A 16,997-nucleotide genomic window follows, 5' to 3' on the forward strand; every position below is an offset into this window, starting at 1 on the left:
AGGCCCTCGGCACAGGAGGGCTTGTTTTTGCGGCCGAATGTAAGCGCTATCGCAAGCGTAAGGCAGACGTGTCGGTCGAACGGAGGAGGGAATATCGTGATCGGAAAACGGTTCAGGCGGTTGGCGGGGGTGCTCGCGATCGCGCTGATCGTCCAATGGGCGGCCGGATGGTCGCCTGCGGTGCGGGTGAACGCGGCGGACGAATTCGATGCGCTGCGACAAAAATGGTACGACGTGTTGACGGGAGGAAGCGGAGTCGATCCGGGCGACCCCGATGCGGCCGCTCAAATCGCCGGCTTGGACGATCAAGTATCCAACGCCGGCTCCACGGGGGTGTGGGATCTACTCCGGCGCGGAACCGACCGCTCCGCGTGCGGATGCTTGTGGACCGATCTCTCCGAATTGAAGTCGGACAACATCGTGGTCAACTACGGCCGGCTGCGCACGATGGCGCTCGCGTACGCCACGGAGGGAAGCCGGTTTCACCGGGACGAGGCGCTGAAGTCCGACCTGCTCGGCGCTCTCGATTGGATGTATGCGAACCGCTACAACGAAACGACGGTGAAGTACGGCAACTGGTATCACTGGGAAATGTCGGGGCCGCAGCAGCTGCTCGATACGGTCATTTTGCTGTACGAGGACTTGTCGGCCGGGCAAATCGCCGACTATATGCGGGCGGTGGCCGCTTTCGCGCCGGACCCGAACTTGACGAACGGATCGACCGCCACCGGGGCGAACCGCGTGGAGAAGGCGTGGGTCTATATGCTGCGCGCGATCGTCGTCAAGGACGGGGCGCAACTTGCGCTGGCCCGCGACGCCTTGAGCGACAAGACGGGGACGCCGACGTCGACGGCCGGTGCCCAAAACGTGTTCGCCTACAACACGATCCCCGAGACGGACGGCATGCACAAGGACGGTTCGTTCCTGCAGCACGGGCCGCATCCGTACATCGGCAACTACGGGACGACGTTCTTCCAGCTTGTGGCGAACGCCATGTACGTGCTGAACGGCTCCGCCTGGCAAATCGAGGATCCGCAAGCGGGCAACGTCTACCGCTGGATTTACGATTCTTTCGCGCCGACGATGGTAAAGGGCGCCCAGATGGACATGGTCCGCGGGCGGCTCATCTCCAATTCCGGGGTGCAATCGCATGTGGCCGGCCACCGGGTCATCCAAGGGGTGCTGACGGTGGCGTTGTTCGCCCCGGAGCAGGACGCGCTCGCCTTCAAGAGCATGGCGAAAGCATGGGTAACGGAGGATACGTACCGCAGCTTTCTTCGCAACGCTCCGTTGTTTTATTCGGCCATGGCCAAACGGATTGTCGCCGATTCGGCCATACCGGCTTATACCGATTGGGTCGGCCATAAGCTTTTCACGCAATCCGATCGAGTCGTGCATCACCGCCCGTCGTTCTCTTACGGTCTCGCGATGTCGTCCGCGCGCGTATTCCGGTACGAATCGATTAACGGGAACAATTTGCACGGATGGCGGACGGGCGACGGCGTGACCTACCTGTATAACGGCGACTTGAGCCAATACGACGACGACTACTGGGCGACCGTCGACAAGTACCGGCTGCCGGGCATCACGACCGACGTGCGGACGCTGGGCAACGCCGCCGGTCAAAGCACGAAGACGCCGCACGGCTGGGTGGGCGGAGCGTCGGACGGGACATACGGCGTCGTCGGCATGCAGTTCACCCCGTACGGCTCCAAGCTGACCGGCAAAAAATCGTGGTTTCTGTTCGACAAGGAAATCGTGGCATTGGGGGCGGGCATCACGTCCATGGACGCGAATCCGGTCGAGACGGTCGTGGAGAACCGCAAGCTGGCCGATCCGGCCGCGAACGTCCTGACCGTGGACGGCGCGGAGCAGCCCGCCGGCATGACGTCGGCGCCGGCCGATTATACGGGGGCGCGATGGGCTCACCTGGCCGGGGCCGCGCCCGGATCGGATATCGGCTACTATTTTCCCGAAGGAGGCGCCTTGAAAGGACTTCGCGAGGCGAGAACCGCCACTTGGGGAGACAGCCAGGGCGGGGTGCCGACGGAGCCGATTACGCGCAATTACCAGACGTTATGGCTCGACCACGGCTCCAAGCCGGTCGGCGGTACGTACCAGTATGCGGTGCTCCCGAACCGGAGCCGAATCGAGACGGAGCAGTACGCCGCCGCGGCGCCTTTCCAGGTGTTGGACAATTCCGAGGATGCACAGGCGGTCCGGCAAGCCGAACTGGGCGTCGTCGGGGCGAACTTCTGGAACGACGCGGACAAGACGGTGTATGCGGACGGGAAGCCTTGGCTGACGAGCCGCTCGAAAGCGTCGGCGATGACCCGGCTTCAGGGAGACGAGCTGGAGCTGTACGCCGCCGATCCGACCCAGACGCGGACGGAGCCGATCGAGCTGGAGCTTCATACGGAGGCGGTCGGCGTCATCGCGGTCGATCCGGGCGTGTCCGTCCGGCAGTTGAGTCCGACCGTCCGTTTGACGATCGATGCGAGAGGGGCGGCCGGGGGCACGAAGTCGGTCCGGCTCCGGCTGACGAATCCGGCCGGCGACGTAACCCCGCCTTCGGCGCCGGATCGGCTGAGCGCGGCGGCGCTGTCGCGTAGCGCCCTGAAGCTGCAATGGGCGGCGTCGGCCGACGATACGGCGGTAGCCGGCTACGAGGTGTACCGGGACGGCGAGAAGGTGGCCGACGTCCGGTCGCCGGACTATATCGACGCCTCTCTTGCGTCGGGCGTCACGTATACGTATACCGTCGTCGCGTACGACCCGTCCGGCAACCGGTCGGCGGCAAGCGCCCCGGTGAGCGCCGCCACGCTCGGTGGCAGCCTGTACTTGATCGAGGACCGGTTCGACGGGCTCGAGATCGGATCGGTGCCGCCGGATTATACGATCACGACGGCCGGGGGGACGGTTTCGGTAGAGGGCGTAAAGAGCGCCTCCGATCGTAGCTTGAAGCTGGAGGACACAAATTCGGGAAAGGAGGTGGTCGTGTCCAAGCCGTTCGGTTTGCAGGGCGGGCCGCTCTTGATCGAATTCGACGTCATGTTCCCGCAGAAGCAAAATTACCACGCTTGGATCGTGAAAGGGGACAACAACGCGAACGCGGTGACGATTACGACTGCCGGCGGCAATTTCGCTTACAAAAATGCCTCCAACGGCGACGTCGTCCTGATGCCGTATTCGGCGAATACGTGGTATACGTTCCAGCTGATCGCCGATCCCGCGACGAAGCGCGTCACGATTGCGATCAACGGGACCGTGTACGCGAACGGCGTGCCGTTCCGGACAGCCGTTTCGTCCTTGAACCAATTCGTCGCGACGACGGGATCGGCCGGAGTCGGAACGCATTATGTGGACAACGTCGTCGCCTACCCCTTCCTGCCTTTCCTGGAGGATTCGTTCGATACGGAGCCGCTTGGCGCGGCGCCCGGCGGTTACGAGATCGGCCAGGGGGGAGGACGAGTCGCGATCGCAGCGGTTGCCGGTACGCCGGGCAAAAGCGTGAGGCTGGAACCGGCGGGCGACGGGCGGGCCGCGGAGGCGATCAAACGGTTTCCGGCCCAGCGCGAGGCGGTAGCGGCGCGATTCGACGTCTTGCTGCCCGAGGCGGCCGATGGCCACCGCTGGAGCCTGCTTGACGAAGCGGGGAGTCCGAGCGTAACCGTATCGACATACGGCGGCCGGCTGGTCGCGACGGATGGGGACGGCCGGCGGATCGATTTGGGCGGATACCGTCCGGGTACATGGCACGAGATCAAGATGGTCGCGGACGTAACCGCACGGAACGCCGCGTTCGTCGTAGACGGCGTCGCGTCGGCCGTCGATGTGCCGTTAGCCGGCTCCTTCGGAGCGTTGTCCGGGTTTTCGGCGGCCGCTGAAGGCAATGCCGGCGCCGCCCACTATATCGATAAGGTGAGCGTCTTTCCGTTCCGGTATTTGATCAACGATACATACGAGCGCAGCGCGATCGGAACGGTTCCGCCCGCGTATACGATCGATCCGGGGGCCAGCGGCAATTCGGTCCGGGTCGCGCAGGGGCCGGACGGAGAGGGAAGGAGCCTGTATTTTACGGACAGCACCAACAAGGCGGCGGTCGCGACCAAGACGTTTCCGACCCAGACGGGTCCCGTCGTAGCCGAGTTCGATATTTGGCTGCCGAACAAGGAGGCGTACCACTCCTGGAATATGAAGGACGATGCGGGCACGAACGGAATCAGCATCTTGACGTCGCAAATCGGCGGGGAGGACGTCTTCACGTATAAAAATGCCGCCGGAGGCGATACGGTCATCCAGCCGTACGAACCCGGCAGGCGGTATCGGTTCAAGCTGGTGGCCGATCCGGGCGCCGGCAAGTACACGATCTACGTCGACGGGGCTCCGAAAGCGGTGGACGTCCCGTTCCGGTACGGGGTAAGCCACTTCGGCAAGTTCGCGGCGTCCACGGCGACGGGGGGCACCGGGTCGTTCCATGTGGACAATCTCAAGGTGTATCCGCTCGGCTTGCTGCAGACCGAACTCCCCGTCGTCACACTCGAGGGAGAAAGCGAGCTCGTCTGGCCGCTCGGCAAGCCGTTTGCCGATCCGGGATACACGGCCTCGAGCGAATATTACGGCGATGTGACCGGTCGCGTAACCGTCGAGGGCTCGGTCGACGTCGATACTGCGGGCGACTACGAGCTCCGCTACCGGGCGAGCGATCCGCTCGGCAGGTCCGGCAAGGAAGCGGTGCGCCGCGTCCGGGTCGCCGACAAGCTGCAGGCGGCCGAAGCCGGGCTGACGCCGGAAGTCGGAGGGGACGGCGCCGAATTCGTCCTGCGGGCCAAAGTGTGGCACGCGGAAGGGGAGAGAGTCGAAGTGTCGTCCTCGATCGGCGGAGTCGGGAAGAGCGTCGTGCTGGAGCGGTCGCCGACCGAGAAGCCGGCCTTCGCCAACGCGGCGCTGGTCTGGAGCGGCGCCGAGCTGCCCGAGGGACGGTACGAACCGGCGATCGTTACAGCGCGGGGAGAGGACGGCACGCGGGCGAGCGTGTCCGCTGCAGCCGGCGTAACGGTCGACAAGACGGCGCCCGCGCTGGCGATGACGCTGCTTCGCGAAGACGGCGCGCCGTATGTGCCGGGCGAGACGGCCGACAAGGCGGTCACCGTTACCGCGAACGTATACGATGCGTTCGACGGCGCCTCGGCCGTGAGCTACCGGCTGAACGATTCCGCATGGACGGCGTATACGGAGCCGCTGCGGCTTGCGGATACGGGCTCGTACACGGTCCGTCTGCAAGCGGTGGATCGGGCGGGCAACCGCAGCCCGACCGTGACGGCAGCCGTGTATGTCCGACGGGAAGCGCCGGTTTTGTCGCTGCTCGGGGACAATCCGGTCACGGTTCCGCTTTACGGTACGTACCGGGAGCCGGGCTACATCGCGACGAGCCCCGCATACGGCGACATTTCCGACCGCGTAACGGTATCGGGAGCCGTGTACGCCGATCGGGAAGGCACGTACACGCTCGTTTACCGGGTGAGCGATCCGGCGGGCTTGGCGGCGGAGCAGAAGGAGCGCATCGTGATCGTAACGGCCGGAGATCCGGATCAAGGCTCCGGGGAGGATGGCGGGGAACGGATTCCTTCCGTCCCCGGCGGAGAGTCCGGACGTCCGCGGACGGACGGCGTGGCGGGAGAGCCTCATGTTATCGTGGGAGGCCGCCCGCTGCCCGTTCGGGATCCGTTCGATGCGGCATCGGGCATCACGATTTCCGTACCGGCAGCGGCGGGACCGTATACGGTAGAGCTGCCCGCCGAGACGCTTGCGCTGTGGCACGAGGCGGAGCGGACGGCCTACGTCACGATTTCGACGGAGGGGGGCGATTATTCGCTTCCGCTGCAGGAGCTGCTGTCCTTTGCGGGGACGGAGGGAAGCGTCCGCATCGAAGCCGGGCCGGTACCGGAGCGGGAGATGACCGCCCTGCGCCTGGCGGCGGAACGCGACGGGCTGCGCTTGGCGGGCGAGGCGTGGTCGTACCGGGTCGAAGTCGTCGCAGACGGCGGCGGTGCGCATACGGAAATCGAGCGATTCCGCGATTTCGTCCTGCGCACGATCCGTCATCCGGATACGGTCGGAGCGATCCGGGCCGGACGCATTCCGGGCGTAGCCCGCTTCGATCCCGCAAGCGGGACGTGGACCCCGGTCCCGGCATCCGTCGTGACCGACGGCGGCGAATACGGGCTGACGTTCCGTTCGAACGGCAACAGCGTGTACGTTCCGATCGAGGCGAACGTTACTTTTGCCGATATGGAAGGACATTGGGCCAAGTCCGGCGTGGAGCGGCTCGCGGTGCAAGGCATGGTCCGCGGAAGCGCGCCGGATCGCTTCGATCCGGATCGGTCCGTGACCCGCGCGGAATGGCTGACGATGCTCGTACGCGGACTCGGGCTGCTGAACCGCGCGGAGGAGCGGCCGTTCGCCGATACGCCGCTCGGCGACTGGTATGCGGACGCCGTAGCGGCGGGTACGGCGTATGGCATCGTCGGGGGATACCCGGACGGGACGTTCGGGCCGAATCGAATCGTCAGTCGGCAGGAGGCGGCGGTCATGCTGTACCGGGCATTGACGGCAGCCGGCATTTCCTTCCCGCAGCGGAGCGGCGACGGCGCCTCGGCCGGACGATTCGCCGACGCCGGCGAGATCGGCGGCTTCGCGGCCGAAGCGGTCGATGTCCTGACGACGGACGGGATGCTGCAGGGCGTCGGGGAAGCCGTCTTCGCTCCGCTGCAGCCCGCTACCCGGGCGCAGGCGGCCGTTCTGCTGCAGCGGCTGCTCGACCGCATCGCCAGCGGAGAAGCATGAGCCTTACAGGCAGGAACAATCGGCGGCGGACCGGAAAGCCCGGCTCCGCCCCGGCCTTCTCGAAATTCCGAAATTCCGAATGAGACAAGGAGGTTTGTTATGAAACGAGCGATTGGCATGCTGCTTGCCATGGTCATGATAGTAAGCTGGATTCCGTTCCGCCCGGTGCATGCGGCAGCGGCGGCGGCGAACCCGAACCTGCTCGCGAACGGCGGCTTCGAGACGACGGCCGCCAACTCCGCCTGGCAGGGGGGTGTCGCGGCGGCAAGCTGGACGCGGTACGTCTTTACTGGTACCCCTTTGTTTGCGGTTGACGGAAACGTTTCGCACACGGGCGCAAGATCGGTCCGCTTAGAAGCGTCCGCATCCGCACGCGGCACCGTCTTCCAGCAGATCGGCGTGACGGTGGGCAAGACGTATCGGGTCAGCGGCTGGATGAAAACGGAGGACGTATCGAGCAAGGCGCTCGTCCGGTTCCAGGTCGGCCGCACGGCGGGCGGCGCGCTGCTCGTGAACATCGCGGAGGCGAAAGGCACGACGGACTGGACGCGATTCGAGCGAACCGTCACGATTCCGGACAACGCGACGCTTCCGGCGGCGCTGAAGGTCGAAGCGTTTCTCGAGAACAGCACCGGTCGGGTCTGGTTCGACGACTTCGCCGTGGAGGAATGGGTCGGCGTACAGGGCGTCTCCTTGTCGCCGAAGGTCGTTTCGCTGCAGCGGGGGGAAACCGCTTCCATCGAAGCGTCGTTCGTCCCCGCGAACGCCTCGAACCGCGCCTTGGCGTGGTCGTCGTCGGATGAAGCGGTGGCGTCGGTCGACGCGAACGGAACCGTAACCGCCAAGGCGGACGGCTTCTCCGTCATAACGGCGGCCTCGCCCGAAGGCGGATACGCCGATACGGCGGTCGTCAGCGTGGGCGCGTCGCCGACGTTGACGGTCGAGCCCTATACGGGCACGGCAGCCGAGGACGGCGGGTTGGAAGGCCGGCTGATCGCGTCCGATTCGACCGGCGCGGCGGTTTCGTTCGCGCAGGCGACCTCGCCGAAGAACGGCAAGGTGACCGTGTACCCGGACGGCCGGTTCGCGTATTACCCGAACCCGGATTACAGCGGCCCGGACGAATTCGCGTTCATGGCCCAAACCGGCAAAGGAGGCCCCCGATTCGCCATGGCTTCGATCGAAGTGCAACCGGTCAACGATGCGCCGTTTCTCGATTTGGCTTGGTCGTCGACGATTAAAAACAAGCCGCTTTCCGGCCGGGTGCAGCAGGCTTCCGACACGGACCGTGACCCGCTCGTCTGGAGCAAGGCGGCGGAGCCGGAGCACGGTACGCTGCAGCTGAACGCGGACGGCACGTACGTCTATACGCCGCAAGCGGACTTCGTCGGCTACGACGGCTTCCGCGTCGCGGCGAGCGACGGGAAGGGCGGTCGTACGGAAGGAACCGTCCGGATCGCCGTCATCCCGGAGACGGGCGATTTCGCGGCGCTGTTCAAAAGCCGGCCGAGCTACGGCCAGCATCCGCGGCTGCTCGGCGATCGGGATGACTACGACCGGGCGCGGGCGCTGATCGGGACCGATCCGTACATGAAGGAATGGTACGCGCGGCTGCAGAAGGAGGCGGAGCCGATTTTGTCGACCTCGCCGCTGCCGTACGCGGCGAACGGGGCGAACAACGGCGCGATCCGCGACCGGCTGCTGCGCATCGGCCTCATGTACCAGCTGAGCGGCGACGCGCGTTACGCGACCCGCACGATTCAAGAGCTGGAGGCGCTGGCCGGCTACGCCGACTGGGGGGCCCGGACGAACAACATTTTGGCGATGGCGGAGCTGTCGCACGCCGTGTCGCTCGCTTACGACTGGGTGTACGAAGCGATGACGGCGGAGCAGCGGGCGAACGTGGCGGAGGCGATCCGCATTCACGTGCTGAACGTGGCGCTCGACTGGTACCGCGGGGCGTTTACGCATAACGGCGAGTACAACAATATCAATCTGGTGGACAACGGCAACTTCGGCATGGCGGCGCTTGCGATCGCGGATGCGAGCCCGCAGGCGGGGGCGGCGGCGGCCGAGGTGCTGCAAGGCATGTACCGGAAGCTCCAGCAATCGCTGCGCCACTATACGCCCGACGGGGCGTGGCCGGAAGGCCCCGCCTACTGGCATTACGGCGGTCAATATTTGTCGTACATGATCGCGACGATGAACAACGTCCTCGGCACCGACTTCGGCTTGTCGGCGCTTCCCGGCTTCGAGGAGTCGGGCGCGTTCCCCGGACATTTGCTCGGCGAGGGCGGCTACTTCGACTTCTTCGACGGCGGCATCTCGCTCGCGCAGCCCGAGTCGATGTGGTTCGCGGACTTTTTCGGCAAGCCGGAGTACGCTTGGCATCTCGGCGATTTGTACCGGCGCAAGGACGTGTTCCACCCGCTGTACCTCGTCTTGTATCGACCGGGCATGTTCGACGTGAAACCGACCGAGCTCGACCGGTTCTACACGGCGATCGAATCCGGCTCGATGCGCAGCGCTTGGGACGATCCCGACGCGCTGTTCGCCTCGATGAAGGGCGTGAACGAGACGTTGAAGAGCCATCACGACCTCGATGCGGGCACGTTCGTATTCGACGCGCTCGGCGTGCGGTGGGCGATGGATTCCGGCAACGAGGACTACAGCCTCCCCGGCTTCTGGGATTACAAGTACCAGCGATGGACGTATTACCGGAAAAAGACGGAGGGCCACAACACGATCGTCGTCAATCCGGTGCAAAATCCGGTCGTGCAGCAGGACCCGCTCGGCACGGCGGTCCGCATCGCGCAGCAATCGAAGCCGCGCGGCGCGTTCTCGGTGCTCGACATGACGAACGTGTACCGCAACGACGCCGTTTCGATGAAGCGCGGCATGATGCTGGCGGACGACCGCACCAAGCTGCTCGTGCAGGACGAGATGAAGCTGAAGCAGCCGTCGGAGCTGTATTGGTTCATGCATACGAAGGCGAGCGTCGAAATCGTCGAAGGCGGTCGCGCGGCGATTTTGCGGCAAGGCGACAAGCGGCTGTATGCGAAAATGGCGGAGGCGCCCGCAGGGGCCGTGTTCTCGGTCATGGACGCGGTGCCGCTGCCGACGTCGCCGAATCCGACGGAGCAGTCGGCCAACTTCGGCGTTCGCAAGCTGGCGATCCATATGACGGACGTGACGGAGGCGAACGTGGCGGTCTGGCTCGTGCCGCTGTACGACGCCGACCCGATACCGGCCTCGCTGCCGGCGTTCGCGCCGCTTGCGGCCTGGTCGATTCCGGACGGCGAGCTGCCGCCGCGCCCCGCCCGTCCGACGCTGGACGCCTTGACGGTGGACGGCGTGCCGGTCCCGGGCTTTTACCCAAGCAAGACGTACTACGAGGCGTTCGTTCCGTTCGACTCCTCCACCGTACCCGTGGTCGGAGCGACGTCGTCCGCCGGGCATGACGTGAACGTCACCCAGGCGACCGCCGTGCCGGGAAGCGCGCGCATCGTCGTGCGGGACGCCGCCCATCCGGCGAACGCGAACGCGTACACGGTCGCGTTCAAGCGGCTGCCGCTGATCGGCAGGCCGACGGGCATGCAGCAGTATGCGGTCGCCGGCGTCGAGGCGAGCGCGGTGCCGGAAGCGGCGCAGGGCAATACGCCGGACAAAACGATCGACGGCAATTTAAGCACCCGCTGGTCCGCTCCCGGCCGACAGTGGCTTCGCTTCGATCTCGGCAGCGCGAAGCCGGTCGGCGCGATTTCGGTCGCGATCTACAACGGGACGCTGCGCAAGGCGTATTTCGACCTCGAGGCGTCGCTCGACGGCCAGACGTGGACGACGCTGTTCAGCGGCGAAAGCTCGGGTACGACGCTCGAGCCGGAAACGTTCCTCGTACCGCTGACGGAAGCGCGATATATCCGGCTCGTCGGCAGCGGCAACTCGTCGAACAACTACAACAGCATCACCGAGGTGGCCGTCTACGGACCGCCCGCCGTCAGCGGGGTGGAGCTGGATCGCAGCGAGCTTCTGCTGACCGCGGCCGGCAGCACCGATCGGCTTGTGGCTCGCGTGCTGCCGGACGGAGCGGGTAACCGGTCGGTCCGCTGGACGTCGACCGATCCGGGTGTGGCCGTGGCGGCCGCCGACGGTACGGTGACGGCCGTCGGCGAAGGGCGGACGACGGTGACGGCGACGACGGAGGAGGGCGGCTTCACCGCATCCGCGGCCGTCGTCGTCGATACGAGCGGGCCGACGGTCGCCTTCGGCGGGCCGGAGCGCGTCTCGCCCGTCGACACGGTGACGCTCAGCGTCTACGCGAGCGACGCCGTGACCGGAGTCGCGTCGCTCGACGTCACGCTCGATGGCGGACCGCGCCCCGCGGTCATGGCGATCGCGCCGCTCGAGCTGGCGCTCGGCGAGCACGTCGTCCGTGCCGTCGCCGTCGACCGTGCCGGGCACGAGACGGTGCGCGAATTCCGCTTCACCGTCGACGTGGCGGCGGACCGGCTGCCGGAGCTGGTGCAGCTCGGCTTCGACCGCGGCTGGCTGCGCAACAACGGCATGCTGCAAAGCTTGAAGACGAAGGCGGAGCGTGCGGCCGACGCGCAGGGCGACCCGCGCAAGCTGGAGCAGGCGCTTGCCGCGCTCGAGCACGAAGTGCAAGCGCAGGCGGGCAAGGGCATCGACGCCGGCTTCGCCCGGCTGCTGCTGGACGGTATGGCGCGCATGGTTGCCGCGTCCGGGCGATAATAAGAACCGAAGGGACGGTCGAGAAAGGGGAGGGGTCGCGATGGCGGCCCCTTCTTTTTTTCGCTCGACATCCATCACCGACTTGGACCAACGCGAGAGGCGGTTCGTTGGATAGAATCCAATCGATTTCACGCTTCGGGTCGCGATGAGGATCTTCTGTTGGAACATATCCAGCAGAATTCCGCTTCTGGCCGTGTTTGAACCGTTTGAGGGAAGATCCGTTGGATATAATCCAATTGGATGCGCCGGTTCGTGTCGATCCGCACCGTTCCATTGGATAAAATCCAATCGGCATCGAATCCCGGCGAACCGATGGGTTGCACGGATAACCGAACCGTCGCCCATATCGCGTCCAAACCGTTGTTGCCCCGCTTTCACCCCTATACCCGCTTTCATCGTTACTCCTTGTGCTATCGCCAAGGCTCGTCGCGAGTCCCGCACGGATCGCCGTCTTTTGCCGTTTCCGTAATCGTCCCCCGCTCCCGAAAATGCTTTACTCCGTTCTTCCCGCTTAGGTAAGATAGTACATATGTAAAAAGACCATGCGGTACGGGAAACGGAGGTGCGGGCGCGAAGGGGATGAGCCTCGACGCCGCCCGACTGAATGATGTCCAATCAAACGATAGCCGACCGGACGACGACGCCGCCGGACGAGGCTTTGCCGGTTCGAACCGCTCCGGGCACGGGCGCGCATGTTTTAACCAGAGTGTTGGCCGTCTTCGGCGTCGCCCTGTTCGGCTGGATGCTGTGGCACTCGGCGGCGAACACGGCGGTCTTTTTCGACGGCGGCTGGACGATCGCCCTCGCTATGCTCGGCTCGATTGCGGCGGCGCTTCTGCTGACGTCCGTCGCGGACCGGTGGATGAAGCGGCTCCCGTTCGTCGCGGTTCTGCTGCTCGCGACCGTCGGACTGCGGCTCGCGTGGGTGCTTGCCGTCGACACGCAGCCCGTGTCCGACTTTCTCGACATGTACGCGGCCGGCGTGAGCGCGGCGAACGGCGACGTGTCGTTCGGGACGAACGACTATTTTTCCCGGTGGGTGTACCAGCTCGGCTTCGCCTTTTACGAGGCGCTGCTGATCAAGCTGTTCGGCAATTCGCTGCTCATGCTGAAGCTGTTCAATATCGCGTTCCAAGCCGGAACGGCGCTTGTGATTTATCGTACGGCCGCGCTCGCGTTCAACGACACGTGCGGCAAAATGGCCGCGCTCCTGTACGCGCTCTACGTGCCGAACATTCTCATGTGCTCGGTGCTGACGAACCAGCATGTGTCCACGTTTCTCTACTTCCTCGGCCTTATGCTGCTGATCGGCCGAAGCTTCTCCGGCAAAGCCGGTTGGCTGTTCGTCGGCCTCTGCTTCGGCGTCGGCAACTTGATGCGGCCGCTCGGCAGCTTTTTCCTGCTCGGGTTCGTCGCCTATGTCGTGCTGATTCGGCTCGTCCCGAGCATCCGGGAACGGAAATGGCCCGCGCTTGCGGCCAAGACGATCGGGGTGCTTGCGGTATATTGGCTCGTGCAGCAGGGGGCGAGCTTCGCGCTCGTCCAGTCCGGCGTAACTCCTTATCCGTTGTCGAGCCAGGAGCCGTACTGGAAGTTCATGATCGGCCTCAATCCGCAGACGAACGGCGGCTGGTCGTACGAGGATACGCTGTACGTGCTGCAATTTCCGCTCGGCGAGGAGCGCAACCGCGCGGAGCTCGAGCTTCTGAAGGAGCGGCTGCGGGACAAACGCCAAGTCGCGGAGCTGTTCGTCTCCAAGACGAAAACGATGTGGGGCGCGGACGATTCCGCCCCGCTATGGAGCATGCCCGATCAAGACCGGCCGGCGCTGCAAAAAAAGCTGATCCGGGCCGAGCGGATCGAATATTTGACGATGGCTTTGTTCGGCTTGATCGCCATGGCCGTTCTGGCGATCCGGGGACGAGGCTCGCCGGAGGCGTCGCTGTACATGCTGCTCCTGCTAGGCTACGCCGCCCTGCACGTCGTCATCGAGGTGCAGACCCGGTACCGCTTCGACATTATGCCCTGCGTGTTCGTGCTGCAAAGCTTCGGCTTGTATGCCGCGTACGCGGTGTTCAAGCGACGGTGGGGCGTATCGGCCGCGGGCGGTTGATCGTTCCGGTGCCGCAGGCGTCTCCGGCAGGCGGGCACATTCGAGGGGCCGAACGATGTTCGTTCGGCCTCTCGGGCGTGAAGCCGATTTCAAAAAGTCCCGAACAGAGATTGAACCGCCGGCTCCGTCCTTCCGCCTTTACCTATGAGCGCGCATCTTGCAAACAGGTAAAGGTTGAACGAGTCCATGAAAAAAATCATAAGCTGCTGCCTGGCGGCGCTTCTGCTCGGGTTCGTGCTGTCCCGAACGGAAAGCGGCACGTCGGCGGACATTCATTACGAGAATCGCGCCATCGTGCTGCTGTACCACGATATTGTCGGCGAGACCGATCCGCGGGCCGGCGGTCCTTCCACGCTGACCGGCTCCAGGCTGGAGGAGCATTTGCGCATGCTGGCGAAGCGAGGGTTCCGCATCGTCGCGATGGACGAGTTCGTCCGGTGGATGCAGGGGCGGGGGACGATTCCGCCGAACGCCGTCGTCCTCACGTTCGACGACGGCTACGAATCGTTCTATACGCATGCGGCGCCGGTTCTGAAACGTTTCGGGGCGACCGCCTCCAATTTCGTGGTCGGCATATCGACCGATCTGTACAATCCCGATGCGGACCCGCACATGAGCTGGGAGCAAATGCGCCGGCTGAAGCGGGAGGGCATGGGCTTCTACAGCCATACCTACGATTCGCACCGGACCGTCGCCGCCGCCATGAGCGCGGGCGAGCAGCCCGCGCTGACTTCCCGAATGAAGCTGGCCCGGAAGGGCCGTCCCGAGAGCGAGGACGAATACCGGCGAAGAATTGTGCAAGATATGGAATTCATGGAGAAACGGCTCCGGGAGGAGCTCGGGGAGCAACCGAAGCTGCTCGCGTTTCCATACGGGGCGTATGACGAGAAGGCGGTGCAGGCGGGGGAAGAAGCCGGGATCGAGCTGTTTTTTACGATAGAGGAGGGGCTGAACGCGCCCGGAAGCCGGTTCGTCAAGCGGATCAATGCGGGCGAGCCCTACATGACGGCCGACTTGGTCTGGAACCGGATGAAAACTTTTTTCGATTCTTCGAAAGTTCGTTGAACCGGACAACGTATCGTTACGCCGTTATAGGGAGAGAGCTTGGAAAGGTGTGACCCGACATCATGGATTGGGAAAACGAACGATCGACGATCGAGCGAATACGCGAAGGCGATCACGAGGCGTTCGGCGAGCTGGTGAAGCCGCTGATCGCCCAAGCGTACCGGACTTCGCTGGCCATCGTAGGGGCCGCCCACTTGGCGGAGGAAGCGGTGCAGAACGCCCTGCTCGAATCGTATTCGTATTTGCGAAGCGGCAAAGAAATTCGACATTTCCGCGGCTGGTTCGGTCGCCTCATCGCGAACCGGTCGATCGATATCGTGAGAAAAGAGCGCAACTACAAGATGAGCCTCGACATCGACGGGATCGAAATCGACGACGGGGCTTCCTCGCCGCTGGAGGATCTGCTGCGAAAAGAACAGTCCGGCCGGTTGTTCGACTCCGTGATGAAGCTGGAGCTGCCTTACCGGACCGTGCTCGTGCTTTTTTATTTCCAAGAGCTGTCGATCGCGGAGATCGCGGCGGTCTTGAACGTGAGGGAAGGAACGGTCAAATCGAGATTGCATCATGCGAGGCTGAAGCTGGGCCGCATGTCGTCGCTAACACAATGGTTCGGAAAGGCGGTTCGGGCATGAAACGGGATCGGAAGCTGCAGATGGAATTGTCGGAATCGATAGATCGGATCGCGGTGCCGGATTCGTTGTACCGGTTCGCGGAGCAAGTCCCCGGGAAAGTGGAGTCGGGCGAATGGACGCCGCCTGCGGATTCGGACCGTCCGCCTGTCGCGGAACCGGCACGGCCCCGCTCTCGGATACCGGCCTGGCTGAAAGGGGCCGCGGTCGCGACGATTGCCGTCGTGACGTTCTCGGCCGGCGTGAAAGTATCCCCCGCATTCGCCTCCTATATGAAAAGCGTGCCGGGCTTCGAAATCGCGGTCGATTGGCTGACGCAGGTGAGGGAAAGGGACGGCGTCCAAAAGGCGGTCGACAACGGGTATACGCCCATCGAGCCGGTAACGGTCCGGTTCGGCGGGACGACCGTCAAGATCGGCGATATTTATTTGACGGACGAAGAGCTGCTGTTCAAAGCGTTTATCCGGACCGACGAGTTCGACGTGACCGACGGCCGACGAAGCGTCGATCTGTGGGTGCATCCGGACAATGTGAAGGCCGGCGGCTCGACGACGGGCTCCTCGATCGCAGAGACGGCCGACAGCGGGGAAAGCCCCGTTTTGCAAGTGTCGTACAAATACCACTTGGAGCCGGGGGAGGCTCGCCGTCTGGTGGAGTCGGGCGAACGCGAGCTGCGGTTCGCAATCACGAGGCATACGAGCGATTCCGTCAAGCGGCAGACAAAGCTCGAGCAAGCGGCGGTCGCCTCCGTTCCGTTCGATCCGGGCAAGCTGCTGCATAACCGGGGGGCGGAGCTTCGCCAAGCGTTGCCGCTGCCGGTCGGCGACCCCGATTGGAAGGAGCTTGCGGTCGAGAAGCTGACGATTCAGCCGACTACGATGAACGTGCGGATCGCGGGGAAGGAAGGCTGGGACTTAAGCTTCCCGAGAGACGTCCCCGAAGCGCCGTATTTGAAGGACGATAAAGGAAACGTGTACCGGTACGATCCATCCGGCCCCGGACTTCTGTTGGACGACGGCAAGTTCCACCTGCCGTTCTCCTCCTCCGTCTTCTTCGATCGGGACGTCCGTTCCTTGACGCTGCATATCGGGGACATCATCGTGGGCGAGTACGAACCGAGCGCGAGCTTCGCTTTGTCGACGAAGGATACGTTTCCGAAGACCGTCAATTTCAAGGGGAAGGATATCGTCATCGAGGGCGCCGAATTTCACGAAGAAGGCTATTTGATGCTGAAGATCAAGAAGGAGCGACCGGAGCAAACCGGGCTCGCCGGCGTGTCGTTCGACCTTTCCGAGAAAGGAATGGCCCATCCGGAGATGGAGCGAACGAACGAGCTTCGCGAACGCTTGGGCATCGACGGCTTCGGCATCGCGCAGGATTACAGCGGGAAGCCGTATCTCGCGCTTTACCTCCCGACTTCCGAGCGAGAGTCTTATACCGTGTTCATGCGGCGTGTAAACGACCGGATCGTCGTCAACCGGGATTATCCGCTGCAATGGGACGAATAGCGTTCGCCCGCATACCCTCGAAGGTCGGTTTCCGCCCTCGGGGGTCATTTTTTTCGCCGCGTATGGAATGGGGTTCCGTTTCCG

6 protein-coding genes are annotated in these 16,997 nt (G+C 64.3%); all 6 read left to right on the forward strand.

Annotated features, from left to right (window positions below; translation table 11 throughout):
- The first annotated feature begins 96 nt into the window (after nt 1-96).
- The 6 genes from DLM86_RS20740 to DLM86_RS20765 all read left to right on the forward strand — a co-directional run bounded on the left by DLM86_RS20740 (nt 97) and on the right by DLM86_RS20765 (nt 16,913).
- Nucleotides 97-6,846, forward strand: a complete 6,750-nt coding sequence (locus DLM86_RS20740) for a polysaccharide lyase family 8 super-sandwich domain-containing protein (RefSeq protein WP_146250266.1) — start codon at nt 97-99, stop codon at nt 6,844-6,846.
- A 99-nt stretch (nt 6,847-6,945) separates the two neighbouring features.
- Nucleotides 6,946-11,598, forward strand: coding sequence for a tandem-95 repeat protein (locus DLM86_RS20745; RefSeq protein WP_110841968.1), 4,653 nt, complete (start codon nt 6,946-6,948; stop codon nt 11,596-11,598).
- 604 nt (nt 11,599-12,202) lie between these two features.
- Nucleotides 12,203-13,711 carry a glycosyltransferase family 39 protein gene (locus DLM86_RS20750; RefSeq protein WP_110841969.1) on the forward strand — a complete coding sequence of 503 codons (1,509 nt, stop codon included), beginning with the start codon at nt 12,203-12,205 and terminating at the stop codon, nt 13,709-13,711.
- A 186-nt stretch (nt 13,712-13,897) separates the two neighbouring features.
- Nucleotides 13,898-14,776: a polysaccharide deacetylase family protein gene (locus DLM86_RS20755; protein ID WP_110841970.1), complete on the forward strand. Its 879-nt coding sequence runs from the start codon at nt 13,898-13,900 to the stop codon at nt 14,774-14,776.
- A gap of 62 nt (nt 14,777-14,838) precedes the next feature.
- Nucleotides 14,839-15,408 (forward strand): RNA polymerase sigma factor, encoded by a 570-nt coding sequence (locus DLM86_RS20760; RefSeq protein WP_110841971.1) that lies wholly within the window; start codon nt 14,839-14,841, stop codon nt 15,406-15,408.
- Complete coding sequence (locus DLM86_RS20765; RefSeq protein WP_110841972.1) at nt 15,405-16,913, forward strand: DUF4179 domain-containing protein; 1,509 nt, start codon at nt 15,405-15,407, stop codon at nt 16,911-16,913. The genes DLM86_RS20760 and DLM86_RS20765 overlap by 4 nt, the downstream gene beginning before the upstream one ends.
- Nucleotides 16,914-16,997: the final 84 nt, after the last annotated feature.

This window comes from Paenibacillus flagellatus, from assembly GCF_003217775.1.
Lineage (GTDB): Bacteria > Bacillota > Bacilli > Paenibacillales > NBRC-103111 > Paenibacillus_AB > Paenibacillus_AB flagellatus.

Coding starts and splice junctions, on each gene's coding strand:
- DLM86_RS20765 (WP_110841972.1), top strand. CDS start 15,405: ATGAAACGGGATCGGAAGCTGCAGATGGAATTGTCGGAATCGATAGAT.
- DLM86_RS20755 (WP_110841970.1), top strand. CDS start 13,898: ATGAAAAAAATCATAAGCTGCTGCCTGGCGGCGCTTCTGCTCGGGTTC.
- DLM86_RS20745 (WP_110841968.1), top strand. CDS start 6,946: ATGAAACGAGCGATTGGCATGCTGCTTGCCATGGTCATGATAGTAAGC.
- DLM86_RS20760 (WP_110841971.1), top strand. CDS start 14,839: ATGGATTGGGAAAACGAACGATCGACGATCGAGCGAATACGCGAAGGC.
- DLM86_RS20750 (WP_110841969.1), top strand. CDS start 12,203: ATGATGTCCAATCAAACGATAGCCGACCGGACGACGACGCCGCCGGAC.